A 26,667-nucleotide genomic window follows, 5' to 3' on the forward strand; every position below is an offset into this window, starting at 1 on the left:
CGCCGCGATGGCGGTCTACACCCAGCTTTCGGCGGGAGAGATCGCGGCTTTCCTGGCCAGCTACGACGTCGGCGAGCTGCAATCGGTGAAGGGCATCGCGGAAGGCGTTTCCAACAGCAACTGGCTGGTGGAAACCACCGAAGCGCGCTTCATCCTCACCCGCTACGAACATCGCACGGACCCGGCGGACCTGCCCTATTTCCTCGGCCTGATGGACCACCTGTCGGCCCGCGGCTGCCCGGTGCCGCGCACGATCCACGATGCGGCGGGCGAATCGATTTCAGAGCTTGCCGGGCGCCCGGCGGCCTTGATCGAATTCCTGCCCGGCCTGTCCATCGACGATCCGAACGAGGCGCAGGCCCGCAGCGTCGGCGCGGCGCTGGCGGGCATCCATTCCGGCGCACAAGGCTTTGCCGGGGAGCGCGCCAATTCGCTCGGCCCGGAGCAGGTGGCCGCGATGTTCGATGCTATGGGCGAGGATGCGCTCGGGCAGATCGATCCCGCCCTGCCCGCCTTCGTTGCCGGCGAGCGCGCTTTCGTCGCCACGCAGTCTTTCGCGGAGCTGCCGCGCGGCACCATCCACGCCGACCTGTTTCCCGACAATGTGCTGATGCGCGGAACCGAAGTCGGCGGCCTGATCGATTTCTACTTCGCCTGCACCGATCACCTCGCGCTTGACCTTGCCACCACTCACGCCGCCTGGGCGTTCGACCCGGACGGCGAATTCCGGCCCGCAATCGCGGCGGCGCTGGTGCAGGGGTACGAAGGGGCGCGGCCCATCCCTGGCCCCGAACGGCTCGCCCTGCCCGCCCTTGCGCGGCAGGCCTGCCTGCGCTTCGTCGCCACCCGTGCGCAGGACTGGCTGGCGCATGACGGATCGGTCCTCGCCCCGCGCAAGGACCCGATGGATTTCGTCCGCCGCGGGCAGGCCTACGCAAGGCTCGGCACGGCGGCATTCGGAGTTTCGTAGTGAAGCAGGTCGAATTGTTCACCGATGGCGCGTGCAAGGGCAATCCCGGCCCCGGCGGCTGGGGCGCACTGCTGCGCCTTGGCCGCCACGAAAAGGAACTGGCGGGCGCGGAAGCGGAGACGACCAACAATCGCATGGAAATGACCGCCGCGATCGAGGGGCTGCGCGCGCTGACCGAACCGTGCGGCGTGGCTCTCTATACCGACAGCAGGTACCTGATCGACGGCATGACCAAGTGGATCGGCGGCTGGCAGAAGCGCGGCTGGGTCAACGCCAGCAAGAAACCGGTGCGCAATGCCGACCTGTGGCACGAACTGATCGAACTGGCCGAGCGGCACGACGTCGCGTGGAACTGGGTGAAGGGCCATTCGGGCCACCCGGAAAACGAGCGGGTTGACCGGCTGGCAAGCGACGCCGCAGACGAGATCGCCCGCGCCGGCCGGCGGTAGGGCCGCAACTCTCATACCCCCATGCCAACCGTTGTGGCTGCGCCACGCCTACGGCTCCCCCCCGGGGAAGGGCTTGGAGGCGCTAGAGTCGAAAAGTTACACTATTATCTCCCCTCCCCGTGGGGAGGGGTCAGGGGTGGGGGTTCGACGCCCGAAGTATCGAAAAACCCGTCAGATGTCGTCCATCGTCTCGGCGCCCGGACCGTTCTTCTTGATCGACTCGATGGCGTTCTTCGCGCCGGTCTTTGACGCGTAACCCTCGGTCCAGAAGATCGGCTCGGAATTGTACATGAAGTAGGCCACGAACTCGCCGGCCTTGTTCTTCTTGATCTTGAAATGATGCGCCATCTGCGGGTCTCCCTTGGTTGTTGATCCGGCGACACCCTATCAAATGACATGAAGTTGGCTAGGGCGCGAAGCGCGACGGTGCGTACAGGATCGCGTCCAGCCTTTCCGTCATCGTATCGCGCGGCTTTCCGAGCAGCAGCTGCGCGCCCAGCCGCGCGGCGGCCGGCGCGGTCTGGATGCCGTAACCGCCCTGCCCCGCGAACCAGAAGAACCCGCCAACTCGTGGGTCGAAGCCGTAGACCGGCAGGCGGTCGGGCGCAAAGCTGCGCAGGCCGGCCCATTTGCGCTCCACCCGCAGCGGCTTCCACGTGGTCACCGCCTCCAGCCGGTCTATGGCGAGCGCCACGTCCATTTCCTCCGGCGCGGCATCGCAGGGGGCGGACGGCGTTTCGTCATGCGGGCTCAGCCACAAGCGGCCATTCTCCGGCTTGAAGTAGAAGTCGCCATTGATGCCGAGGCATAGCGGCATGTCGGCGGGCGGCGCGGGATCGGTCTGCAGCTGCACGACCGTGCGGCGCAGCGGGGCGATGCCGAGCGGGCGCGCGCCGGCGATTTGCGCCAGCGTATCGGCCCAGGCGCCTGCCGCGTTCACGAGCGTCCCTGCGGACAGCGTGTCGCCGCCGGCGAGGTCGAGCCTCCAGCAGTCGGCGCTCCTGTTCGCCGCGACGACCCGCAACCGGGTCAGCAGCGTCACCCCGCCCTTGCGCGCCGCGCCGAGATAATGCGCGTGGAGCCCGCCGACATCGATATCGGCACAGTCCGGCTGGTCGATGGCGCGGTCCCATTCGGCCCTGAGGCCGGGAACGCGGTTTTCGAGCGCCGCCCGGTCGATGCGGGAGAAGGTCGCGCCGGTGTCCGCGAACCGCTCTTCGAAGCGGTCGAGCGCCCCTTCGTCCCCTTCGCGCGCAAGATAGAGCGCGCCGCGGCGGCCGAGGAAACCGCCTTCGCGCAGGTAGGACCCTGAGGCGAGCGTGAGCGGCACAATCTCCGGCCCGCCGTAGCATTCTTCCCAGAAAGCCGCGCTGCGGCCCGTGGCGTGGTAGCCGGGCGTATCCTCCGCCTCGAGCAGCGCGATGGAGAGCTTGGCACCGCCCGTACGGGCCGTACGCGCGCATTCGGCGGCGAGGCTGGCCCCCGCCATGCCCGCACCGACGATGGCGATGTCGAAGCGCAGGGTCACTGTTTCGGCAGCGTCTCGTCGAGGAAGGCGTCGATCTCGCCCAGCGCGCGGTCGCGCACGCCGTCCACTTCGCGCAGGATCTCGTGCCGCGCTTCCGTGCCGAAGCGGACCAGCGTGGCATTGGGCATCCGCTCGATGGCGCGCTCCACTGCCGCGTGACTGACCAGCTTGTCGTTCGAGGTGGAGATCGCGACGGTCGGCACGGTCACCGCCTCCAGTACACCAGTTCGGTTGAGGCCGCGTACCGAGGCATAGGCGCGTTCGACCCAGCCCCAACTGCCAGGCCCCATGACGAGGCCGGGCCGCTCGGTCCGCCACCACTGCTCGTCGCCATAGCGATCGTCGTCGTGAGTCAGCAGCTTTTCGCGCCCGGCCGGTATTTCGCCCGGTTTCTCGCTCCACTTCCACGCCGGCCGCTTGGGATCGCCGATTGCCGTCATCAGCTTCGCAAACCCGTGGGCGACGGGAAGCGGCAGCGGCGGGCCGGTGAAGCCGAGCATGGGCGCGGACAGCACCAGCGCGTCGGGCGCGGCGGCACCGTCCACCACGGCGCGCAGGGCAAGGTGGCCGCCCATCGAATGGCCGCACAGGACATGCGGGCCGGGCGTCTCCGCAACCCAGCCTTGCCAGAAGCCCGCCAGGTCCGCGATCCAGGTGCCGAAGTCGTCCACGTGACCGGTTACCTCGTCGCCGCCCAGCCGCCCGGACAGCGCCTGCCCGCGCCAGTCGATCGCGGTGACGTGCCAGCCCCGCGCCGCCCAGTGTTCCAGCGTTTCGAGGTATTTCTCGTAGAAATCGCCGCGCCCGGGGCAGAACAGCAGCGAACCGCGCGGATTTACGGCGGCGAAATCGATCCGCCGGATCGCGTGGCCGTCGGCTGCTTTCCAGACGCTTTCCCGCGCGATTGCGGGAATTACGCGGCCCGCCGTGCGCCCCGCGGCATCGGTGTTACTGGTTTGGCTAATTCCAACCTCCTCGGCCATGGTTACTTTTTGGTAAGCCCTTCCCCGTAACGATGCCTTCCGTGGGACCGCCAGGGGGGCATCATGCCAGGATTTGACGTGCAGTACGTGCTGCTTGCCGCATTGGCAATCGCACTCGTCATCGCTGCATTTACCGACATCAAGGAGCGCCGGATCGCCAACTGGCTGACCGGCTCCATCGCCGTTTGCGCGCCGCTGTTCTGGTGGGCGACGGGACTGTCGCTGTGGCCCGGCGTAGCGCTGCAATTCGGCGTCGCCATCGCCGCCTTCGCCGTCTTCGCCGCGCTGTTCGCGATGAAGTGGATGGGCGGCGGCGACGTGAAGCTGCTGACCGCGCTCGCCCTGTGGGTGGAGCCGACCATGTTCCTGCGCCTGATCGTGTTCATGGCGCTGATCGGCGGCGTCCTGACGCTGCTGATGGGCATGTGGCACATCATGCGCCGCCAGCGTGAGCGGCTGGCCATTCCCTACGGGGTCGCAATCTCGTCTGCCGGGCTCTGGGTGCTCGGCTCCCATTACATTCCCCAGATGCAGGGCGGCATAGCGGGGTGAACCCGATTTTAACCAATCCGGCCGATAAGCGCACCATTCGTAACGCTTGGCCAATCGAGGGGGCATAACGCGCCATGGACAGGAAGAAGCTTATTTTGCTCGTTGGGGCTGTGTTGATCGCCATCGGCACCGCATTTGCAGCCCGTAGTCTGATTGCCGGTGCCAGCGCACCCCAGGCGGAGGCCGGTCCGGTCGAGCCGCAGGGTCCGAAGGTCCTGGTGGCGCAGCGCGCTCTCCCCGTCGGCACGATCATCAGTGCGGATTCGGTCGGCTTCCAGCTGTGGCCGCAGGAAATGGTCCGCGATGCCTATTTCATCGACGGCGAGGCCGACATGACAAAGCTGCTCGGCACGGTGGTCCGCCACCCGATCACGGCCGGCGAGCCGGTGACTCAGGGCGCGCTCGTCGCGCCGGGCGACCGCGGCTTCCTGGCGGCTGCACTCGGCCCGGGCATGCGCGCCGTCACCGTCCCCGTTTCGGCCAAGACCGGCGTTGCCGGCTTCGTGTTCCCGGGCGACCGTGTCGACCTGATGCTGACGCAGACGGTCAAGGGCGCAGAGGGCCCGCCGCTGCAGGCGACCGAAACCATCCTGCGCAACGTCCGCGTGCTCGCCACCGACCAGTCGACCGAGCAGGAGATCGTCGAAGGCAAGACCGTGGTCACCGCGTTCCGCACGGTGACGCTGGAAGTGACCCCGACGATCGCGGAGAAGATCTTCGTCGCCCAGACGATCGGAACGCTCAGCCTGTCGCTGCGCTCGATCGCCGATAGCCAGTCCGAACTAGAACGCGCCATCGCCAGCGGTGACGTGACCCTGCCGGAAGGCGCCACGCCCGAAGAGGAAGAGGAAATTCTGCGCGCCGCGATGAGCCGCCCGCTGGATGGCCGCGCCACCTTCTCGACCGGCGGCGACGTGTCGCGCTTCCAGCGCTCCACCGTTCCGTCGCAGACCAGCGAGCGCGACCGCCTGCGGGTGCAGGCCGAGAAGGCCCGCCTGTCGCAACAGAGCAGCTACGCGCCGCGCTCCGTTGCCCGCCCGCCCCGCGCAGCCGAGGCCGCCACGACCACCACCGTCGCCGTTCCGCGCGGCTCCGTGGTCCGGGTGACCCGCGGCAAGAGCACCACCGCAGTACCGGTGGATTGAGGGTGGCCATGAACACGACAACCGCAATCGCCGCCCACACGGGCACGACTTCGAGGGGCAAGACCATGAAACGCCTGTTTGCAACCATGCTGACCGCCACCTGCGCGCTCGCACCGCTGGCCCTGGCGCCGACGGCGCCGGCCCGGGCCCAGTCGGTCATTCGCCCCGCTTCGGACATCGTCCTGTCGGTGGGTCGCGGCGAACTGATCACCGTGCCCGGCGCGATGACCGACATCTTCGTCGCCAACGAGGCGATTGCCGATGTCCAGGTGAAATCGCAGCGCCAGCTGTACGTCTTCGGCAAGTCGGGCGGGACTACCACGGTCTATGCCAGCAATGCCGCCGGCGATGTCATCTGGTCCGCCAACGTGCGCGTCGGTTCCAACATCGACAGCGTCGACCAGATGCTGGCGCTGGCCATGCCGGATGCCCGCATCTCGGTCGCCACGATGGGCACCAACACGGTGTTGCTGACCGGCACCATCGCTTCGCCGGAAGATGCGGCCGAAGCCGAACGTCTGGTCGAAGCCTTCGTGGGCGAGGACGCCAATGTCGTCAGCCGCCTGCGCATGGCGACGCCGCTGCAGGTGAACCTGCAAGTTCGCTTTGCCGAGGTCAGCCGCTCGCTGGTCCGCACGCTGGGCGCCAACCTGGCCAGCATCGACGGGACCGATGGTTTCCAGTTTGGCATCGGACAGGGACGCGGCCCAACCACCTTCCGGCCGGGTTCGGCCACGGGCGTGGGCAGCAGCATCAAGACGCAGATTCCCGATCCCAACAACCCCGGTAAGTTCATCGAGGTCGACGGGACGAACATCCCCCCCGCCTCGCTCGGCACGACCATTGCCGGTGTCGGCGAATTCCTCGGCCTCGACCTTGCCGGCGCGCTCGACCTTGCCGAACGCCAGGGCCTGGTGACCACGCTGTCGCAGCCCAACCTGACCGCGCTTTCGGGCGAAACCGCCAGCTTCCTCGCCGGCGGCGAATTCCCGATCCCGATCAGCCAGGGCCTCGGCAGCACGTCGATCGAATATCGCAAGTTCGGCGTCAGCCTGTCCTACACGCCCTACGTCCTCGCCAACGGCCGGATCTCGATCCGCGTGCGGCCGGAAGTGTCCGAACTATCGAGCCAGGGGGCGGTGACGCTCAACGGCTTCCAGGTCCCGGCGCTGACCATCCGCCGCGCCGAGACGACCGTGGAACTCGGCTCCGGCCAGAGCTTCATGATCGCCGGCCTGATGAGCAACAGCTCGCAGAACTCGATCGAGAAGGCCCCGGGCCTCGGCGACCTGCCGATCCTCGGCAACCTGTTCCGCAGCACCGAATTCCGCCGCGGCGAAACCGAGCTGGTGATCGTGGTGACGCCGTACCTGGTGAACCCGGTCAACGACCGCGACATCATCCTGCCGACCGACGGCTTCCGCGCCCCGAACGTGGCCCAGCAGCTGCTGCTGAACCAGGACCAGGACGGCCAGAGCGGCGTGCGCCGCCCCGGCCCGACCGAAGCCATCGTTGAGCAGGCGCCGCAGGTCGGTGCCGCCCAGCAGGGCAACACTGCGCCCGCGCGCACCGCCGCCCTGCCCACCCCCGGCTTCAGCCTGAACGACTGAGAAAGGTGACCACCATGTCCAACTTCAACAAGAAAACCGGCTTCGTGGCCATCGCCGTCTCGCTCGGCCTCGCACTGGGCGCCTGCAGCGGCCAGCCGCAGAACCGCTCGCTCTATTCGACCAAGCAGCCGGTCGTGGAACGCTCGAACTACTCGCTCGACCTCGCCAGCGGCGCGGGCGGGCTGACAGTGGCCGAACAGGCCCGCCTCAATTCGTGGTTCGAAACGCTCGAACTCGGCTATGGCGACAGCGTCTATGTCGACGATCCGCTGTCGAGCGGCGCGACCCGCGAGGCCGTGGCCCAGATCGCCGGCCGCCACGGCGTGCTGATTTCGCAAGGCGCCCCGGTCACCCCGGGGTACGTCGATCCGGGCACGACCCGCGTCGTCGTCAGCCGCGCACGGGCCTATGTGCCGGGCTGTCCGGACTGGTCGTCGAAGGACGGCTTCAACTGGACCAACGGGACCAGCCCCGGATACGGCTGCGCCGTCAATTCGAACCTGGCCGCCATGGTCGCCAACCCGCAGCACCTGATCGAAGGTGAAAAGGGCACCGGCGAAACCGTGGTCGCCACATCCAATCGCGCCATCCAGAGCTATCGCGACGCCGAACCGACCGGCGCCGGCGGCCTGCAGGGCGAAAGCTTCGGCGAAGGGGGGAACTGAGCCATGAACGCACCCTGGAAACCCGGCGCAGGCGGCAATCGCGATCCGTTTTCCGCATTCATCTGCGACGAAACCTCGCTCGACGTGCTGCGGCCCGTCGTGGTCGAAATGGGCTGGCAGCCCGAAAAGTGCAACAAGGGCGGCCTGCGCAACGCGGTGCAGTCGCTCTCGATCGCCGCGAGCCCTGCCATCCTCATGGTCGACCTGTCGGAATGCGGCGACCCGCTGAACGATATCAACGCCCTGGCCGAGGTATGCGAACCCGGCACGGTGGTGATCGCGGTCGGCCAGGTGAACGACGTTCGCCTGTACCGCGACCTGCTGTCGAGCGGCATCCACGATTACCTGCTGAAGCCGCTGTCGGCGGGCCAGCTGCGCGATTCGCTCAGCCAGGCGCAGGCCGTGTTCGCCGCGCCCAAGAGCGGTGACGGATCGGTCGGCAAGAAGCACGTCTCGACCGCAGTGGTCGGCACGCGTGGCGGCGTCGGTTCCTCGATGCTGGCGACCTCGCTCGCCTGGCTGTTCAGCACCGATCACGCATCGCCCACGGCGCTGCTCGATCTCGACGTGCACTTCGGCACCGGCGCGTTGACGCTGGACCTGGAGCCGGGCCGCGGCCTGACCGACGCGATCGACAACCCCAGCCGCATCGACGGCCTGTTTATCGAACGCGCCATGATCCGCGCCAACGACAATCTCGCCATCCTGTCCGCAGAAGCGCCGATCAATGCGCCGCTGATGACCGACGGTGCGGCCTTCGCCCAGCTCCAGGAAGAGTTCAAGCAAGCCTTCGAGATGACCGTGGTCGACATGCCGCGCAACATCCTGATCAATTTCCCGCACCTGCTGCACGAAGTGAACGTGGTGGTGGTGGTGACCGAAATGACGCTGGCCAGTGCGCGCGATGCGATCCGCATCCTGTCGTGGCTGAACGCCAATGCCCCGCACGCCACCCCGCTGGTGGTCGCGAACAAGGTGCAAGGCGGTGCCGGCGAAATCAGCAAGGCCGATTTCGAAGCGTCGATCGAACGCAAGATCAACTTCACGATCCCCTACGACGTGAAGGCTGCGACCAATGCCGCCAAGCTCGGCCAGACCTTTGCCAATGCGAACCGCTCGGCCAAGTCCGGCTCGGTCGTGCGCGACATCGCCAAGGCGATCGTCGGCGCGGGCGACGGGGACGGCGCCGAGGAACTGGCGGCAGCGGGCGACAAGTCGCTGCTCGGCAAGTTCGACATCAAGTCGTTCCTTACGCCCAAGAAGGCCAAGGGCGCCAAGTCCGAAGCCGAAACCGAAGCTGCGGAATGAGGTGGCAGGCCGGGTGCCGCGTGCGCCCGGCCTTCCCCGCCATCCCGCCCATCCGAACGCAAGAGGCGAATAGACCATGGATATCTTCACGCTGGCACTGATCGCGGCAGGCATCATGGCGCTGATGGTGCTGGGATATGCCTTCATCGCCGCGCCCTCTGCCGCCAAGGAAAGCCAGCGCCGCCTGCAGGCCGTGCGCTTCCGCCATTCGCAGGACGCGGAAACCAAGGTCGAATCGCAGCTGAAAAAGGCGATCGCGGCGCGCAAGCCCAAGGCGCACAAGCTCGCCGGCTCCGGCTCGCGCGTGCAGGCGCTGGAACTGCGGCTGGATCGGACCGGCAAGGGCTGGACGCTGACGCAGTATATGTATGCGACGATCGGCATCACGCTCGCCGTCATGCTGATCATCTACATGAAATCGGGCAGCCTGATACTCGGCCTGGCGCTCGGCATCGTGTTCGGCGCGGGCATTCCGCACCTGGTGGTCGGCCACTTCATCAAGAAGCGTTCGAACGCCTTCACGGCGAAGTTCCCCGACGCGATCGAGCTGCTGGTACGCGGCCTGCGTTCGGGCCTCCCGGTCACGGAAACGCTGGCCGTGGTCGCGCAGGAAATCCCCGGCCCTGTCGGCATCGAATTCAAGAGCGTGGTCGAACGCATCAAGATCGGCCGCACGATGGAAGAGGCGCTGCAGGAAACCGCCGACAAGCTCAACACGCCGGAATTCAGCTTCTTCTGCATCACCCTGGCGATCCAGCGGGAAACGGGCGGCAACCTTGCCGAAACGCTTTCCAACCTTGCCGACGTGCTGCGCAAGCGCGGCCAGATGAAGCTGAAAATCAAGGCGATGAGCTCGGAATCCAAGGCCTCCGCCTATATCGTGGGCGCCCTGCCCTTCATCGTGTTCGCGATGATCTGGTGGATCAACCCGGACTACATCGGCGGCTTCTTCGTCGAGGAACGCCTGATCATCACCGGCCTCGGCGGCCTGGTGTGGATGAGCATCGGCGTGTTCATCATGGCCAAGATGGTAAGCTTCGAGATCTGAGCGGGGGACGATAACAATGTTGCAGACATCCTCCGGCCCGACCCTGATGGGCGTCGACGTGATCTTCGTCGGCTCCATACTCGCCGGCGTCGCCGCCCTTGCCGTGATGATGGCGGTCTATGCCGCGGTCACGATCAAGGACCCGATGGCCAAGCGCGTGAAGTCGCTCAACGCCCGGCGCGAAGAGCTGAAGGCGGGCATCGTCACCGGCAGCGCCCGCAAGCGCCAGAGCCTGGTCAAGAAGAACGAGACCCGCGACAAGGTCCGCGAATCGCTGGAAGGCATCAACGTCCTTCAGGAAAGCCAGCTCAAGCAGGTACAGCAGCGCCTCGCCCAGGCCGGCATCCGCGACAAGGACTGGGCCCCGGTGGTCATCGGCGCGCGCATGGTCGCGCCGATCGTGCTGGGCTTCATCGCCATCATGGTGGTGTTCTGGTCCGACATGTTCCCCGACTGGGGCACGACCAAGCGCGTCGCCGCGTTCGCCGTCGCCCTGCTGATCGGCTACAAGGCACCGGATGTCTTCGTGACGAACATGGTGACGAAGCGGACCGCGGAAATCCGCAAGGGCCTGCCGGATGCGCTCGACCTTCTGGTCATCTGCGCCGAGGCCGGCCTGACCGTGGACGCCGCCTTCAACCGCGTCGCCAAGGAACTGGGCCGCGCCTATCCGGAACTGGGTGACGAATTCGCCCTCACCGCGATCGAACTGTCGTTCCTGACCGAGCGGCGCCAGGCGTTCGAAAACCTCGCCTACCGCGTCGATCTCGATTCGGTGAAGGGCGTGGTAACGACCATGATCCAGACCGAACGCTACGGTACGCCGCTGGCTTCGGCGCTGCGCGTGCTGTCGGCCGAATTCCGCAACGAGCGCATGATGCGCGCGGAAGAAAAGGCCGCCCGCCTGCCGGCGATCATGACCGTGCCGCTGATCCTGTTCATCCTGCCGACGCTGTTCATCGTCATCCTCGGTCCAGCAGCCTGCGACATTTCCGATGCCTTCGCAGCCAATGGCCCGGCGAACAGCGGCAGTGTCTAGCGACTGAAAGAAACCCGGCCTTCCCGAAAGGCCGCAAACAAGACGAGGCGGCGCCGGTTATCCGGTTGCCGCCTCTCTTATCTTGGCCAGCGCGGAAACCAGCGCCTCGCGTTCGGCACCGTCCAGCCCGTCCAGCATCCGCTCTTCCATCCCGAGCGCCAGCGGCAGGATTTCGTCGTGCAGTTCGCGGCCAGTGGCGGTCAGTTCCAGCATGTGGGAACGCCCGTCGCTGCGGTTGGGGGCACGGTCGACCAGCCCGCGTTCCGCCAGCGCCTTCACCGCCCGGTTAACCGCGACCTTGTCCATCACCGTCAGCTCGGTCAGCTCCCGCTGCGTCGCCTCGCCCGTGTCGCCCAGCACCGCCATGATCCGCCATTCCGGGATCTTCAGTCCGAAGCGGCTGTGATATTCGCGCGCGATCCGCTCGCTCACCGCGTTGGAGGTGATGGAAAGCAGGTACGGCACGAAGCGCGCCAGACGTGTCGTCTCGCTCATCGGATCAGCGCTTCAGGCCGGAGGTCAAAAATTCGATCACGTGTTCGCGATAGGCATCGCGCAAGCCTTCGGTCAGCGTGTCCTGGCCATAGCAATGGCGCAGTACCAGCCGTGCTGAGAAAAACCGGTCGCACGCGCCGGTGGCGGTGAAATAGAACAGCTGCGGGTCCACGTCGCGGAACACGCCGTGCTCCACCCCTTCGGCGATCAGCTGCTGGTAGGCTTCGTTCAGCGGGGTGAGATAGCTGTCGGCAATGCGCTGCGCTTCCTCGTCGTCGCTGTCGCGCACCAGCCGCATCAGCAGCCGGTTGAGATAGGGCGTGGCGTAATAGGTATCGACCATGGCGGAGATGTGCCGCCGCAGCTTGGCTTCGGGCTCCATGTCCTTGTGCATCAGCGCCTGCACCGACTGCACGATGCTTTCCATGTCCCGGTCCAGCAGCGCCTTCAGCAGCCCTGCCTTGTTGCCGAAATAATACTTCACCAGCGCGGAATTGAGGCCGGAACGCAGAGAAAGTTCGGACAGCGAGATATCCACCGCATCGCCTTCGCGCATGATCGCGGAGGCCGTTTCCAGCAGCTTTTCCCGCGCGCCGTCGGGCGGATTGTCGATGGCCTTTGCGTTCATTGTCCAACGCTCCCCTGCAGGCTCATGTCCCCGGCCACCCTCCCCGGCGGCACGATGGTGTCATTCGTACCCGGGTTCGTCCCACCACGGGTAAAAGTCCGGCATATCGCCCGATGGCCTGCCGGGGAAGTCCGGGGGCCGCTTTTCCAGGAAACTGCGCACACCTTCGGCGGCGTCGGGGGCTTTCGACATGCGATAGATCGCCCTGCTGTCGACCCGGTGGGCCATCATCGGATGGTCGGCGGCAGACAAGCGCCACATCATCGCGCGGGTCATGGCGATGGAAACGGCAGAAGTGTTGTCGGCGATTTCCCGCGCAAGGGCGCGCGCCGCATCCATCAGTTCGCCCTGCGGGTGGACGGAGCGAACAAGGCCGCCCTCCTTCGCCTCCGCCGCATCGAAGATACGGCCGGTGTAGGTCCATTCGAGCGCCTGCTGGATGCCGACGATCTTCGGCAGAAACCAGCTGGAGCATGCTTCCGGCACGATGCCCCGCCGCGCGAACACGAAGCCATAACGCGCGCTGTCGGCGGCGAGGCGGATATCCATCGCCAGCTGCATCGTCGCGCCCACGCCCACCGCCACGCCGTTGCAGGCGGCGATCAGCGGCTTGGTGGAATTGAACAGGCGCAAGGTCAGCCGCCCGCCGCCGTCGCGCACGATCTCGTCCGACAGGTCGGCATCGGGACGGTCGGAACTGAACGGCCCGCTGCCGTCTTCCGGCGTCAGGTCGGCCCCGGCGCAGAACGCGCGGTCGCCGCTGCCGGTAAAGATTACCGCCCTTACCGCGTCGTCCGCATCGATATCGTCCATCGCGGCGATGATCTCCTGCATCATCACCGGCGTGTAGGCGTTCATCTTTTCCGGGCGGTCCAGCGTAATGGTCGCGATGCCATCCGCCTTGTCGACGAGGATCTGGTTGTAGTCGGTCATGCTGTCCTCTGCGGAAAGAAAAAAGGGCGGCCACTCCGGCCGCCCTTTCGCTTGGGTCTTTACCGCGGGGCCATGCGGATCGCGCCGTCGAGGCGGACGTCCTCGCCGTTGAAATAGCCGCACTCGATCATGGTCATGGCGAGCATGGCGTATTCGTCCGGATTGCCGAGCCGCTTGGGGAACGGGACGCTGGCGGCCAGCGCGTCCTTCACCTGCGGCGGGGCGGCGTTCATCAGCGGGGTGTTGAAAATGCCCGGCAGGATCGTGTTCACGCGGATGCCTTCCTGCATCAGGTCGCGCGCGATCGGCAGGGTCATACCGATGACGCCGCCCTTGGATGCGGAATAGGCTGCCTGGCCGATCTGGCCGTCCTCGCCAGCGACCGACGCGGTGTTGACGATTGCGCCGCGGTCGCCGTCGTCGCTCAGCGGGTCGAGCGTCATCATCCCCGCCGCCGACTTGGCGATGCAGCGGAAAGTGCCGATCAGGTTGACCTGGATCACGAATTCGAAGGCCTGCAGCGGGTAGTGCTTGATCTCGCCCGTCTGCTTGTCCCGGCTGGCGGTCTTGATGGCATTGCCGATGCCCGCGCAATTGACGAGGATACGCTCCTGCCCGTGGGCCTCGCGCGCCTTGGCGAAGCCGGCGTCGACCTCTTCCTCGCTCGTCACGTTGACCTTGCAGAAGACGCCGCCGAGTTCGGCGGCCATCGCCTCGCCCTTCTCCTCGTTCATGTCGAAAATGGCGACCTTCGCGCCCTTGGCCGCAAGCGCGCGTGCGGTCGCGGCACCGAGGCCCGATGCGCCGCCGGTGACGACGGCGGGAGTGTTGCTGCTGACTTCCATGAAAATATCCTCTCTTGAACGCGTCGGATTACGGCGCCTCAACGCCGGTATTCGTGAATGGGCTTACAGCGCCTCGACGCCAAAAACCGTGAATTCGCTCACAGCGATTCAACGATGGTGACGTTGGCGACGCCGCCACCTTCGCACATCGTCTGCAGGCCGTATTTCTTGCCGCCTCGCTTCAGAGCGTGGAGCAGCGTCGCCATCAGCTTCGTCCCGCTCGCACCCAGCGGGTGGCCGAGCGCGATCGCGCCGCCGTTCACATTCAAGCGGTCCGGGTCCGCGCCCGTGTGTTTCAGCCACGCGAGCGGTACCGGGGCGAATGCCTCGTTGACTTCGTAAAGGTCGATATCGCCGATTTTCATGCCCGCCCGCTCCAGCGCGCGGTCGGTGGCGAACAGCGGTTCTTCCAGCATGATGACCGGATCGCCGGCGGTGACGGTCAGGTTGTGGATGCGCGCCATGGGGGTGAGCCCGTGGTCCTTCAGCGCCTGCTCGCTGACCACCAGCACCGCGCTCGACCCGTCGCAGATCTGGCTGCTGGTGGCGGCGGTGATCGTGCCTTCCGGGCTCAGCAGCTTGACCGATGCGATGCCCTCCAGCGTCGCGTCGAAGCGGATGCCTTCGTCCACCGTATGCATTTCGGTGCCTTCGGGCGTCTCCACCTCGACCGGCACGATCTCGTCCGCGAAAGCGCCGGCTTCGGTGGCCTTCGCCGCCTTCGCGTGGCTGCCGAGCGCGAAGCTGTCGAGCTGGTCCTTGGTGAAGCCGTGCTTCTTGACGATCATCTCCGCGCCCATGAACTGGGACCACTGGATGCCGGGATATTTCTCCTCCAGCCCGGGCGACTTGTAGTTCCCCAAGCCCTCCTTCATGTGGAACATCGCGGTCGAGCCCATCGGCACGCGGCTCATGCTTTCCACCCCGCTGGCGATGACGACGTCCTGCGTGCCGCTCATCACCGCCTGCGCGGCGAACTGGATCGCCTGCTGGCTGGAGCCGCACTGCCGGTCGATGGTCACTGCCGGGGTCGACTGCGGCAGGTTCTTCGCCGCCAGCACGGCGTTGCGCCCGACCTGCATGGCCTGCTCCCCGCCCTGGCTGACGCAGCCCATCACCACGTCATCGACGGCGTTCGGGTCGATCCCGCTGCGCTCCACGATGGCATCGAGCGACTTTGCCGCAAGGTCGACCGGATGGACCCCCGCCAGCCTGCCGCCGCGCTTGCCGCCCGCGGTGCGCACCGCCTCCACGATATATGCCGTTGCCATGGAAAACCGCCTTCCTAATCGATCGATTAAATCCGCTTCCCGCAGCGCCTAGTGAAGCAGGGGGCGCACGGTCAAGTCCCCGCGTGCATACGCGTGCGCGCGAAGTTTGCGTTGTCGCCTCTGCCGCCTGTGCATACGAAGGCACGGGAAATGGTGCGGGTATTGTGCGACTGCGAGACCGTTCCACCTGTAACCGGAATGTCACAGTCATGAACCGATGGCGGAAACCGCCTGCGAATCCTTTTGCGTGAAGGCAGGGCTGCGCTAGTCAGCGATGCATCCAACGCTCCCGTTCCGGCGGGTTTCGATATTTGGATGGTAAAACTGCCGCCCTGCATGCTGCCGGGTGGCTGTCTTAGGGGACTAGCAAACATGCAGAATACCACTTTCCGCAAGGGTCTGCTGGCGTCGAGCTCGGCGCTGAAGGCTCTCGCACTGGTGGGTGCTGGTGTTGCCGCTTCGACCGGGGCCATCGCTCCGGCCGCAGCGCAGGACTACACCTCCGGTGCCATCGCCGGTACCGTCACCGACGAAACGGGTGCGCCCGTTGCCGGTGCGACCGTCGTCGCAACCTCGAACGCCACGGGCCAGACCCGTACCGCGACGACCGGCTCGAACGGTACTTTCCGCCTCAACGCCCTGCCGACCGGCTCGTACGACATCGTCGTCACCGGCGGCGGCTTCCAGGACTTCACCGCCACCGGCGTGAACGTGCTGGCTTCGCAGGCTGTCGGCGTGGACATCTCGGTGTCTTCGGCCAACGTCATCACCGTTATCGGCACCACCATCGTCCGCGACTTCGAAGGCACCACCCAGGGCCTCAACGTCGACGTGGAAGAGCTGACCAAGCGCGTTCCGCTGCCGCGCGACCTGACTTCGGTCGTGCTGCTCGCACCGGGCACCACGCAGGGCGACAGCGCATTCGGCAACCTCGCCTCCATCGGCGGTTCGTCGGTCGCTGAAAACGCCTACTACGTGAACGGCCTCAACACGACGAACTTCGACAACTACCTCGGTTCGGCCCGCGTGCCGTTCGACTTCTACCGTTCGGTGGAAGCGAAGACCGGTGGTTACCCGGCCGAATTCGGTCGTGCGACCGGCGGTATCGTCAATGCCGTGACCAAGTCGGGCTCGAACGACTTCTTCGGCGGCATCCACCTCGACTGGGCGCCGAAGTTCGGTCGTACGGATGGTGAAGAGCTGATCACCTGTGAATATAATCAGGGTGAACTGCAGGCGCTGATCGACGATGTCGAGAACAACCTTTCCCCGCGTGGCACGATCATCAATCCGGCTTCGACCTGCGAAGACCTGACCAACCGCGATGCCGACGAAGCCATGAGCTACTCGGCAGTCGTCGAGGCTGGCGGCCCGATCATCGAAGACCGCCTGTTCGTCTACGGCCTTCTCGAATTCCGCGAAACGGAATCGAACACCGTCAGCCGCGCTTCGGGCCTTTCGACCCGCAACACGCAGGACGATCCGTTCTGGGGCGTGAAGGTCGATGCATACCCGATCGACAGCCAGCACTTCGAATTCACGATCTTCGACACCCGTCGTCAGACCGTGCAGTCGACTGCGCCCTATACCGAAGGTTCGGGCGACGAAGGTTTCAACATCGGCGATTACCAGACCACCGGTGTGTTCAACTTCGGCGGCATCAGCTACGTCGGTAAGTACACCGGCACGTTCACGGACTGGCTGACCGTTTCGGCTGCCTACGGTGTGATGGAAGACCGTTTCGACAACGCACCGGTCGGTTCTGCTGCAACGCTTCCGTACGTCGTCAACGCGTCGGGCGTCACGGTCAATGGCACGCCCAACGGTGGTCTGCTGAACGACCAGCGTGCCTCGTCGATCTCCACGCCGTACGAAACCAAGCGTGAATTCTATCGCGCTGACGTCGACCTGTTTTTCGACCTCCTCGGTTCGCACCACATCCGTGCCGGCTTTGATACCGAAATCAACACGCTGACCCGTGGTACGGTCCGTACCGGCGGTGACTACCTGCTCGGTAACGGCCTGCAGCACTTCGAATTCACGATCTTCGACACCCGTCGTCAGACCGTGCAGTCGACTGCGCCCTATACCGAAGGTTCGGGCGACGAAGGTTTCAACATCGGCGATTACCAGACCACCGGTGTGTTCAACTTCGGCGGCATCAGCTACGTCGGTAAGTACACCGGCACGTTCACGGACTGGCTGACCGTTTCGGCTGCCTACGGTGTGATGGAAGACCGTTTCGACAACGCACCGGTCGGTTCTGCTGCAACGCTTCCGTACGTCGTCAACGCGTCGGGCGTCACGGTCAATGGCACGCCCAACGGTGGTCTGCTGAACGACCAGCGTGCCTCGTCGATCTCCACGCCGTACGAAACCAAGCGTGAATTCTATCGCGCTGACGTCGACCTGTTTTTCGACCTCCTCGGTTCGCACCACATCCGTGCCGGCTTTGATACCGAAATCAACACGCTGACCCGTGGTACGGTCCGTACCGGCGGTGACTACCTGCTCGGTAACGGCCTGATTTCGCAGGCTGCGTACGACGCAGGGGCCGGCGGTGCAGGTATCGCTTACGTCCTGCGTCCGGGTGGTATTGTCGAACTGAACTACTTCAACTCGGGTGGTGAGTTCGAATCGATCAACCGTGCGTTCTACATTCAGGACGAATGGAACGTGACCGATCGCCTGACGCTGAACCTTGGCTTGCGTCGTGACGACTTCCTGGTGAAGAAGGCCGATGGTACCGATTTCTTCGATCTCGATGAAAACTACGCTCCGCGCGTTGGCTTCAGCTACGATGTCGGGGACAACGGTCGCTTCTACGGCTTCTTCGGCCAGTACTTCCTGCCGGTCGCTTCGAACACCGCGTTCCGAGGTGCCGGTGCGGAGTTCTTCTACCGCGAGCGGTTCGAATACACCGGCTTCAACAGCGACGGTGTGCCGCTGTTCGGTCGTGCCGATCAGGTTACCGACAACGGTCAGTACCAGAATGCTTGTCCGAGCCCGCTTACGCCGTTCTCCAGCGGTTCCAACTGCCTGACCACCGGTGATGGCTCCGTGCCGCCTTCGGTTGCGTTCGTCGGCCAGAACCTCAAGGCAACGAAGCAGTCCGAATACATCGTCGGCTACGACCATGACTTCGGCGGTTTCACGGTTGGTCTCGCCTACATCCATCGCAACCTCGACCGTACGGCGGAAGATGCTGCGATCGACCTGGCGGTCATCAACTACTGTAACGAAAACGGCATCACTGGTTGTGAAACCGTGTGGACCGGTTATCACCAGTACGTGACCTACAACGTGGGTGGTCCGCTGACTGTTGCCCTGCTGGGTGACGATACTGTGACCAGCGAAGCGCTTGACGGTCGTGTCGTGACCTTTACCGCTGACGAACTCGGCTTCGGTGAAGCGATCCGTGAATACGACGCGGTCGAACTGACGTTCGAACGCCCGTGGGATGGCAAGTGGAGCCTTACCGGTTCCTACACCTGGTCGCGCAGCTACGGTAACTCGGAAGGCTACGTGCAGTCGGACTTCGGTCAGGACGATGCCGGCATTACGCAGGACTTCGACCAGCCGGGCTTCGTCGACTTCGCAACCGGCCGTCTGCCGAACGATCGTACGCACCGCTTCAAGCTGTTCGGGGCCTATGCGCCGACGGAACAGTTCGTCGTTGGTACGAACATCTCGGTCGACTCGCCCCGTCCGCTCAGCTGCTTCGGCTGGCACCCGACGGACGTGTTTGCCGGCGGTTACGGCGCTGCGTCGCACTACTGCTCGTTCCAGCCTGCTCCCCGCGGTGAAGGCAGCGAAACCGACTGGCTCTACAACGTAGACATGTCGTTCCGCTACAACGTCGATGCGGGCCAGGATCGTCAGATCAGCTTCACGGCCGACGTGTTCAACATCTTCAACTTCCAGAACGCTACCTCGCGTAACGAATTTGGGGACCAAGACGCGATCTATCGTGGCGACAACACCGACGATCTGCCGGACGCCATCGTCGTCAACCCGAACTACGACATCGTGACGGGCTACCAGGCTCCGCGCAGTGTCCGCTTCGGCATCGACATCCTGTTCTAATCGCAAGATCGGAACACGAACCGAAAACAGGGAGGGGCGGTCTTCGGACCGCCCCTTTCTTTTTGCGTAATCGATATGTGAAAGCAGGCGGCGGCGCCGCGCCGTAAATGCCTTACCCGGCGTAGGCTGCGCGGAATTCGTCGAGCAGGGGGCCGTAAGCCTCCGCCTGCCCCACACGGTCGGTCCGCATCGGTTCGCGCACCTGCATCGCGCTCGCCGTACGCACCACCCGCTCCTGCCGGTGGAATTGCGCCATCGCCGGGTCGTATGAAACGCCGGCATGCTCCGCGATCTTCGGAATCCAGGCGTCGGGCGCGCTAACCAGTTCCTCGTAGGGCACCGTCATGATCCGCCCTGGGAACAGCTTCACCCAGTGGGCGAACAACCGGTCCTCCAGCGCGAAGACGCGGCCGATATCGGCCAGCGACCAGCTCCACGGCACACCGGCGGTGAAATAGGTGCGGAAGCACGACAGCGCCGTATCTTCCGGGCTCCGCCGCATCCACAGCACCCGCGCATCGGGCAGCGTGTGCAGCAGCAGCCCCATGCGCAGCGATTGCTGCAGTGTCTTGTCGACGATGCGCCCTTCCGGCCCGAAGCGTTCCGCCAGCAGCCCTTCGTATGTCCGCGCCAGCGTGCCCCACGGATCGGGATGATCGCCCATCGCCGCTTCGAACTCCTGCGCGCCGATCATGGTCTCGCCCGCCACCGGGATCAGCGCGGGGCGCAGCAGGTTGATCTCGCCCCCGTCGGCGACCTCCGGGTGGGCGGTCAGGATCGTCTCGGTCAGCGTGCTGCCCGAACGCGGCAGGCCGTTGACGAATATCGCGCGGCTGCCCGAATGGCCAGAGGGACGCAGCCTCGCCATCCGCTCGGGCGTGAAGTCGGTCAGCGCCTGCGTCGCCTGCCGCTCCATCGCCTCGTAATCGAATGTCTCGGTGCCCCGGCGCAGGGCCGCGCCTTCGGAATAGGCTTCGAAGGCAGCACTGAAATCGCGGCAGTCGTGATAGGCCTTGCCCAGTGTATAGAGCAGCCGGCTGCGCAGCATCGGATCGGTGAGGCCCGGCGTGCTGCGCAGCTTTTCGAGCGAAGCGATGTCCGGGTCTCCCGGCGCGAATGTCCTGGTCATCGCCAGCGCCGACCAGCTTTCGATCATCGCCGGCTTCTGCGCCAGCGCGGCGCGGAAATACGCCGCGCCTTCCTCCGCTTTGCCCTCGCCCACAGCCTGCGTGCCGAGAAAGTGCTGCACCTGCGGGATCTGCCGGTGCTGTTCCGCCAGCCGGGCGACCTGCTCGCGCGCCTCGCGGCTGCGCCCGGTCTCGACCAGCTCGCCCCAGCCATAGAGCAGGCGGCTGAGCGTGGGCGGCGGCGTGGCGGCGAAACGGCGCGCAGCCTCGCGCTGGATTTCGACCGCGCCGATCTGCTTCGCGAGCCGTCCGATACTCTGCCACCGCTCGCCATGTGGCGGCCCGTCGCGCACCTCTTCGCGCAGGAGCGCGACCGCCGCATCGCGGTCGAGGCGCTTCAGCGCCTCCACGGCGGCGAGCACGCGGTTGGCAGGAGGTGGCGACGTCACGCCCCTGCCCTAGCGCGCCCCATCCGCCGGCTCAATCGCCGCGCACCGCAACCGCCCTCTCAACCGGCGTCGGTGGTCATTTCCAGCGCGCCGTCGCCTTCGTCGATATGGACGGTACTGCCGTCGGGAATGTCGCCCTGCAGCAGCTTGTCGGCGAGCGGATCCTGCAAATATCGCTGGATCGCACGCTTCAGCGGCCGCGCGCCGTACACCGGGTCGTAGCCCACGCGGCCGAGCCACTTGCGCGCCCCGTCGGTGAGGTCGAGCGTGATCTTGCGATCCTTCAGCAGCTTCTGCACCCGCGCGACCTGGATATCGACGATCGGCGCCATGTGCTCTGCCGCGAGGCGGTGGAACAGGATGATCTCGTCCAGCCGGTTGAGGAATTCGGGGCGGAAATGCCCGCGGACCACGTCCATCACCTGCGGTTCGACATCGTCCACCGTCTGCTCGTCGGTCAACTGCGTCAGGAACTGGCTGCCGAGGTTGCTGGTGAGGATGATGAGCGTGTTGGAAAAGTCGACCACGCGGCCCTGCCCGTCCGTCAGCCGCCCGTCGTCGAGCACCTGGAGCAGCACGTTGAACACGTCGGCGTGGGCTTTCTCCACCTCGTCGAACAGCACGACCTGGTAGGGGCGGCGGCGCACCGCTTCGGTCAGCACCCCGCCCTCGTCGTATCCGACATAGCCCGGAGGCGCGCCGATCAGGCGGGACACGGCGTGCTTTTCCATGAACTCGCTCATGTCGATGCGGACCATCGCGTCGTCGTCGTCGAACAGGAAGCCGGCGAGGGCTTTCGTCAGCTCGGTCTTGCCGACGCCGGTGGGGCCGAGGAACAGGAAGCTGCCGAGCGGGCGGTTCGGGTCCTGCAAGCCGGCCCGGCTGCGGCGCACGGCCTTGGACACGGCGGTGACTGCCGCTTCCTGCCCGATCACGCGCTTGCCGAGCAGCTGCTCCATCTGCAGCAGCTTGTCGCGCTCGCCCTCCATCATCTTGTCGATCGGGATGCCGGTCCAGCGGCTGACGACACCGGCGATATCCTCTTCGGTGACCTCTTCCTTCAGTAGCGCGTTGTCGGTCTGGCCGGCGGCCTCCTCCAGCTGCTTTTCAAGCTCGGGGATGCGGCCATAGGACAGCTCGCCCGCCCTCTGCAGGTCGCCGGCGCGCTGCGCCTGCTCCAGCTCCAGCCGTGCAGCGTCGAGCTGTTCCTTGACCTTGGCCTCGGCGTGGATCTTGTCGCGCTCGTTCTGCCAGCGGGTGGTGAGCTCGCTCGACTGCTGTTCCAGTTCCGACAATTCCTTGCGCAGGTTTTCCAGCCGGTCCTTCGAAGCGCTGTCGGTTTCCTTCTGCAGCGCGGATTCCTCGATCTTCAGCTGGATGATCCGGCGGTCGAGATTCTCGATCTCCTCCGGCTTCGATTCCACTTCCATGCGGATGCGGCTTGCCGCCTCGTCCATCAGGTCGATCGCCTTGTCGGGCAGGAAACGGTTCTGGATATAGCGGTCGGACAGCTGCGCCGCGGCCACGATGGCACCGTCGGTGATGCGCACGCCATGGTGCAGCTCGTATTTTTCCTTGATGCCGCGCAGGATGCTGATCGTGTCTTCCACGCTCGGCTCGTCGATATAGACGGCCTGGAAGCGCCGCTGGAGCGCGGGGTCCTTCTCGACATATTTCTGGTACTCGTCGAGCGTGGTGGCGCCGATGCAGTGCAGTTCGCCGCGCGACAGGGCGGGCTTGAGCAGGTTGGATGCATCCATGCTGCCTTCCGACGCGCCCGCGCCGATCAGCGTATGCATCTCGTCGATGAACAGGATGATCTGCCCGTCCGCGCCCTTCACCTCGTCCAGCACGGCCTTCAGCCGCTCCTCGAACTCGCCGCGATATTTCGCGCCCGCGATCAGCGCGCCGAGATCGAGCGACATCAGAGTGCGGTCCTTCAGGCTGTCGGGCACGTCGCCATTGGCGATGCGCAGCGCGAGGCCTTCGGCGATGGCGGTCTTGCCGGTACCGGGTTCGCCGATCAGCGCCGGGTTGTTCTTGGTCCGCCGCGCGAGGATCTGCACCGTGCGCCGGATTTCCTCGTCGCGTCCGATCACCGGGTCGAGCTTCCCGTCGCGGGCCGCCTGCGTCAGGTCCCGGGCATATTTCTTCATCGCGTCGTAGGATTCCTCGGCGCTGGCGGTGTCCGCGGTCTTGCCCTTGCGCAGTTCGTTGATCGCATCGTTGAGCGCCTGCGGGGTCACCCCGGCATTCTTGAGCGCCTGCCCGGCCGAGGTCGTGGTGGCGAGAGCGAAGGCGACCAGCAGCCGCTCCACGGTGACGTAGCTATCGCCCGCCTTGTCGGCGACCTGCTGCGCCTGGTCGAGCACGCGCACGGCATCGTTGTCGAGCCCCGGGGTGCCCTGCGCCCCGCCGCCGCTGACGGCCGGGACCTTGGCGAGCGCGGCATCGACACCGTCTTCCACCGCGCGCGGATTGCCGCCGGCGCGTGCGATCAGCCCGCTGGCCATGCCTTCGGGATCCTCGATCATCGCTTTCAGGATGTGATCGGGGCTGATCCGCTGGTGGTTCATGCGGATCGCCACGGTTTGCGCGGCCTGCAGGAAACCCTTCGCGCGGTCGGTGAATTTTTCCAGGTTCATCGAAAATCCCTCGTTAAATGTCCCGACGGAGATAATGTTGCAAAATTGCAACACAAGTGCCGGACGCGCGCATTTTTACGCTGTGTTGCAAAACTAACTCACCTCGCGCCGAAAGCAAGCCCGTTCGGGCCCCCACGGCCGTGCCAGACCCGACCAACCCGCTGAGCGAATTCGAAGCGGTCAAGGTCACAAGCTTCACCTTCGGCGGGCGCTACGGCTTCGGCGCGAACGAGGAAGACCAGGCCCGCTGCGAATTCGTGGTGTCGGCGGAATTCAGCCGCTTCATCGCGGGCGACGACGGTTCGCGTGGGAAGCGCAGGGCCAGTTCGTAGCCGGCCTGTCGTGGTTCCCGGTCAGCAACATAAACCCGTTCGGCGAATTCATCCGCGCCGACGGCTTCGTCCCGCTCAATTTCCTCATCGGTGGCAACCTGCCGGGCGGCGCCACCTGGTCGCGCCAGGATGCGCTGACCAATGTGCTGCTGTTCGGCATGGAAGGCTCTTTCTAGGGTCGACCTCCCCCGCGCTGCGGCTTGGCATCGCTGCCCCCTGCATCTAGGCAGCGGGGCATGAGCACCCCGCCCCGCACGCTTGCCACGATTGCCGATCCACTTGCAGAGGGGAGGCGAACTAATAAGCTGCGCGCTTGGATCGGCTGGGGCGCGCTCGCGCTGCTGGCGCTGACGCTGCTGGTGCTGCTGGTGTGGGAAGGGATCGCTGCAGAGGCGAGCCCGCCGCCGCCGGAGCGCGATTACCGGGCGGAGATCATCCGCGACCAGTTCGGCGTCCCGCATATCTACGGTAAGACCGATGCCGATGTCGCCTACGGCCTTGCCCGCGCTCATGCAGAGGACGATTTCTTCACCCTGCAGGACGTGGTGGCGATGACCCGCGGCCGTTACGGCGCGATTGCCGGCACGGAAGGCGCGCAGCTCGATTTCGCGCTCGCCCTGCTCGATGCGCGCGGCACGGCACAGCGCGACTATCCGCAGCTGCCCGCCGACACCCGCGCCGTGCTGGAAGCCTATGCCAGCGGCCTCAACGATCATGCCGCCGCCCATCCGGGGGAGCTGAAGCTGGCCAACCTGTTCCCGGTGAACGGCAAGGATATCGCCGCCGGCTTCGCGCTGCGCCAGCCGCTGTTCTTCGGCCTGTTCAACACCGTGGGACCGCTGGTGGCGGACGAGCCCCTCAACCGCGAATTCGGACCCCGTATCATCCTGGATGCCGAAAGCGCCCCGCCCGCACCGCTGCCGCAGGGCGAGGATGCGGCCAACGTCGGCTCCAACGCCTTTGCCATCGCGCCGCAGAAATCGGGCGATGGGGTCACCCGCCTCGTGTCCAATTCGCACCAGCCGTGGCGCGGCGGCGTGGCGTGGTACGAGGCGGTGGTCGAAAGCGAGGAAGGCCTGCACTTCGCCGGCGCGACTTTCCCCGGCAGCCCCTTCATCTTCCTCGGTCATAACGAGAAGCTGGGTTGGACCAACACGGTCAACCGCCCCGACATGACCGATGTCTACAAGCTGGTGGTGAACGAGGACGAGACCGAATACCGGCTCGACGGCAAGTGGCTGCCGCTGGAGCGGGAGGATGTGACGCTGGCGGCGAAAATCGGCCCGCTGACGGTGCCCGCCAGCCGGACCATCTATCGCAGCATGCACGGCCCCGTGATCCGGCAGGACGACGGCGATTTCTACGCCATCCGTTATGGCGGGATGTATTCGATCGCGATGCTCGATGCCTATTACCGCCTGCCCAAGGCGCAAAGCTTCGAGGAATGGCGCGGCATCCTGGCGACCCACGCAATCCCTTCCACCAACTTCATCTATGCCGACGAGGCCGGCAACATCGCCTATATCTACAACGCATCCATCCCCGACCGGCCCGAAGGTTACGACTGGCGCGGGATCCTGCCGGGCGACGAGAGCGCGGCGATCTGGAACGCCCTGGTCGATTACGATGCGCTGCCGCAGTACAAAAACCCCGGCTCCGGCTATCTCTACAACGCCAACAACCAGCCGTTTTTCGCCGCCGGGTCCAGCGACCAGTCCCCCGACAGCGTGGCGCCCGAAATGGGCGTGGAGCTGACGATGACCAACCGCGCCTTTCGCGCCGACAAGCTGATGCGCGAGGCCGACACGATCGACCGCGAGACGCTGGAGCGGATCAAGTACGACACGGGCTACGAACGCAAGGATTACGTCGCGGACCTGTTCGATGCGATCGCCGGGCTCGACGTGTCGGACGACCCGCAGCTGCTCGAAGCCCAGTCGCTGCTCGCCGGGTGGGATTTCAAGGCGGACGGGATAGGCACGGGCGACGCGCTCGCGCTGCTGATGATCCGCGAGGCGATGGGCAATCGCTACAACAACGAGGCCGCACCCGACACGCGCGAACAGCTGGAAGCCGCCGTGGACCACCTGATGACCCATTTCGGCCATCTCGACGTGCCGCAGGGCGAGCTTTTGCGGCTGCGCCAGGGCGATACCGACCTGCCGCTTGACGGCGGCAGCGACACGCTGCGCGCCTCCACCCTTTGGGACGTGGAAGACGACGGCAGGCTGGCCGTGCGCCATGGCGACAGCTTCCTGATGTTCGTGGAGTGGGCGCCGGGCAAACCCGTGTCGTCCGAATCGATCCAGCCCTACGGCCAGGCCATCACCCGGCCCGATTCCATGCATTTCGCCGATCAGGCTGCGCTGTTCGTCATGCACCGGCTGAAGCCCGTGCATTTCTGGCGTAGCGATGCGCGCGCGAACTCGCGGGTTCGCTACACCGTCAGCAGCCGCTGATTTCCGTAAGGGATTTTGCCGCGCGGGGCGCAGCGACTATCCTGCGCGCCATAACGAACGAAGGCGAGTCGGGCCGGACGGTGCGGCTTGCCACGGGGGA

General features: G+C 65.7%; 22 protein-coding genes. 12 read left to right on the forward strand and 10 right to left on the reverse strand.

Going from position 1 to position 26,667, the window contains the following annotated elements:
* Positions 1-7: 7 nt before the first annotated feature.
* Both thrB and rnhA read left to right on the forward strand, forming a co-directional pair.
* Positions 8-970 (forward strand): homoserine kinase, encoded by a 963-nt coding sequence (gene thrB / locus QQW98_RS02435; protein ID WP_290135969.1) that lies wholly within the window; start codon positions 8-10, stop codon positions 968-970.
* Positions 970-1,419: a ribonuclease HI gene (gene rnhA / locus QQW98_RS02440; protein WP_290135970.1), complete on the forward strand. Its 450-nt coding sequence runs from the start codon at positions 970-972 to the stop codon at positions 1,417-1,419. The genes thrB and rnhA overlap by 1 nt, the downstream gene beginning before the upstream one ends.
* A gap of 171 nt (positions 1,420-1,590) precedes the next feature.
* On the opposite strand, the gene QQW98_RS02445 is transcribed toward rnhA, so the two are convergent.
* Genes QQW98_RS02445 through QQW98_RS02455 form a run of 3 tightly spaced genes read right to left on the reverse strand, consistent with a single transcriptional unit; the run spans position 1,591 to position 3,930 of the window.
* A complete protein-coding gene (locus tag QQW98_RS02445; RefSeq protein WP_290135971.1) occupies positions 1,591-1,767 on the reverse strand; it encodes a YegP family protein in 177 nt (58 codons plus the stop codon).
* A 58-nt stretch (positions 1,768-1,825) separates the two neighbouring features.
* Positions 1,826-2,941 carry an NAD(P)/FAD-dependent oxidoreductase gene (locus QQW98_RS02450; protein WP_290136838.1) on the reverse strand — a complete coding sequence of 372 codons (1,116 nt, stop codon included), beginning with the start codon at positions 2,939-2,941 and terminating at the stop codon, positions 1,826-1,828.
* Between the two features lie 2 nt (positions 2,942-2,943).
* Positions 2,944-3,930 (reverse strand): alpha/beta fold hydrolase, encoded by a 987-nt coding sequence (locus QQW98_RS02455; RefSeq protein ID WP_290135972.1) that lies wholly within the window; start codon positions 3,928-3,930, stop codon positions 2,944-2,946.
* A gap of 63 nt (positions 3,931-3,993) precedes the next feature.
* Between QQW98_RS02455 and QQW98_RS02460 the strand changes: the two genes are divergently transcribed.
* From QQW98_RS02460 to QQW98_RS02490, 7 genes are all read left to right on the forward strand, one after another.
* Positions 3,994-4,482 carry an A24 family peptidase gene (locus QQW98_RS02460; RefSeq protein WP_290135973.1) on the forward strand — a complete coding sequence of 163 codons (489 nt, stop codon included), beginning with the start codon at positions 3,994-3,996 and terminating at the stop codon, positions 4,480-4,482.
* A gap of 74 nt (positions 4,483-4,556) precedes the next feature.
* Entirely contained in the window at positions 4,557-5,627 is a 1,071-nt protein-coding gene (gene cpaB, locus QQW98_RS02465) for a Flp pilus assembly protein CpaB (protein ID WP_290135974.1), read from the forward strand.
* A gap of 8 nt (positions 5,628-5,635) precedes the next feature.
* A complete protein-coding gene (locus QQW98_RS02470) occupies positions 5,636-7,237 on the forward strand; it encodes a type II and III secretion system protein family protein (protein WP_290135975.1) in 1,602 nt (533 codons plus the stop codon).
* Positions 7,238-7,251: 14 nt separating this feature from the next.
* Positions 7,252-7,902 carry a CpaD family pilus assembly protein gene (locus tag QQW98_RS02475; protein ID WP_290135976.1) on the forward strand — a complete coding sequence of 217 codons (651 nt, stop codon included), beginning with the start codon at positions 7,252-7,254 and terminating at the stop codon, positions 7,900-7,902.
* A 3-nt stretch (positions 7,903-7,905) separates the two neighbouring features.
* The gene (locus QQW98_RS02480) at positions 7,906-9,210 is read left to right on the forward strand and encodes a pilus assembly protein CpaE (protein ID WP_290135977.1); all 1,305 of its coding nucleotides are present in this window, start codon (positions 7,906-7,908) and stop codon (positions 9,208-9,210) included.
* Between the two features lie 76 nt (positions 9,211-9,286).
* Positions 9,287-10,258, forward strand: a complete 972-nt coding sequence (locus QQW98_RS02485; RefSeq protein ID WP_290135978.1) for a type II secretion system F family protein — start codon at positions 9,287-9,289, stop codon at positions 10,256-10,258.
* Between the two features lie 16 nt (positions 10,259-10,274).
* On the forward strand, positions 10,275-11,297 hold the full coding sequence (locus QQW98_RS02490) for a type II secretion system F family protein (protein WP_290135979.1): 1,023 nt from the start codon (positions 10,275-10,277) through the stop codon (positions 11,295-11,297).
* 57 nt (positions 11,298-11,354) lie between these two features.
* Here the strand turns inward: QQW98_RS02490 and QQW98_RS02495 are convergent, their stop codons facing one another.
* The 5 genes from QQW98_RS02495 to QQW98_RS02515 all read right to left on the reverse strand — a co-directional run bounded on the left by QQW98_RS02495 (position 11,355) and on the right by QQW98_RS02515 (position 15,469).
* The gene (locus QQW98_RS02495; protein WP_290135980.1) at positions 11,355-11,792 is read right to left on the reverse strand and encodes a MarR family winged helix-turn-helix transcriptional regulator; all 438 of its coding nucleotides are present in this window, start codon (positions 11,790-11,792) and stop codon (positions 11,355-11,357) included.
* A 4-nt stretch (positions 11,793-11,796) separates the two neighbouring features.
* Positions 11,797-12,420: a TetR family transcriptional regulator gene (locus QQW98_RS02500; protein ID WP_290135981.1), complete on the reverse strand. Its 624-nt coding sequence runs from the start codon at positions 12,418-12,420 to the stop codon at positions 11,797-11,799.
* A gap of 60 nt (positions 12,421-12,480) precedes the next feature.
* Complete coding sequence (locus QQW98_RS02505) at positions 12,481-13,353, reverse strand: crotonase/enoyl-CoA hydratase family protein (RefSeq protein WP_290135982.1); 873 nt, start codon at positions 13,351-13,353, stop codon at positions 12,481-12,483.
* A gap of 59 nt (positions 13,354-13,412) precedes the next feature.
* Positions 13,413-14,198: an SDR family NAD(P)-dependent oxidoreductase gene (locus QQW98_RS02510; protein WP_290135983.1), complete on the reverse strand. Its 786-nt coding sequence runs from the start codon at positions 14,196-14,198 to the stop codon at positions 13,413-13,415.
* A 98-nt stretch (positions 14,199-14,296) separates the two neighbouring features.
* Positions 14,297-15,469, reverse strand: coding sequence for an acetyl-CoA C-acetyltransferase (locus QQW98_RS02515; protein WP_290135984.1), 1,173 nt, complete (start codon positions 15,467-15,469; stop codon positions 14,297-14,299).
* 372 nt (positions 15,470-15,841) lie between these two features.
* On the opposite strand from QQW98_RS02515, the gene QQW98_RS02520 reads away from it, so the two are divergent.
* Positions 15,842-19,555 (forward strand): TonB-dependent receptor, encoded by a 3,714-nt coding sequence (locus QQW98_RS02520; RefSeq protein WP_290137075.1) that lies wholly within the window; start codon positions 15,842-15,844, stop codon positions 19,553-19,555.
* Between the two features lie 112 nt (positions 19,556-19,667).
* Here QQW98_RS02520 and QQW98_RS02525 read toward each other — a convergent pair whose 3' ends face one another.
* Both QQW98_RS02525 and clpB read right to left on the reverse strand, forming a co-directional pair.
* Positions 19,668-21,131: a tetratricopeptide repeat-containing sulfotransferase family protein gene (locus tag QQW98_RS02525; protein ID WP_290135986.1), complete on the reverse strand. Its 1,464-nt coding sequence runs from the start codon at positions 21,129-21,131 to the stop codon at positions 19,668-19,670.
* Between the two features lie 59 nt (positions 21,132-21,190).
* Positions 21,191-23,776 carry an ATP-dependent chaperone ClpB gene (gene clpB, locus QQW98_RS02530; RefSeq protein ID WP_290135987.1) on the reverse strand — a complete coding sequence of 862 codons (2,586 nt, stop codon included), beginning with the start codon at positions 23,774-23,776 and terminating at the stop codon, positions 21,191-21,193.
* 140 nt (positions 23,777-23,916) lie between these two features.
* On the opposite strand from clpB, the gene QQW98_RS02535 reads away from it, so the two are divergent.
* Complete coding sequence (locus QQW98_RS02535) at positions 23,917-24,108, forward strand: hypothetical protein (protein ID WP_290135988.1); 192 nt, start codon at positions 23,917-23,919, stop codon at positions 24,106-24,108.
* A gap of 236 nt (positions 24,109-24,344) precedes the next feature.
* A complete protein-coding gene (locus QQW98_RS02540) occupies positions 24,345-26,567 on the forward strand; it encodes an acylase (RefSeq protein ID WP_290135989.1) in 2,223 nt (740 codons plus the stop codon).
* The last annotated feature ends 100 nt before the right edge of the window (positions 26,568-26,667 follow it).

Source organism: Alteriqipengyuania flavescens (assembly GCF_030406725.1).
In the GTDB taxonomy this organism is placed as follows: domain Bacteria; phylum Pseudomonadota; class Alphaproteobacteria; order Sphingomonadales; family Sphingomonadaceae; genus Alteriqipengyuania_B; species Alteriqipengyuania_B flavescens.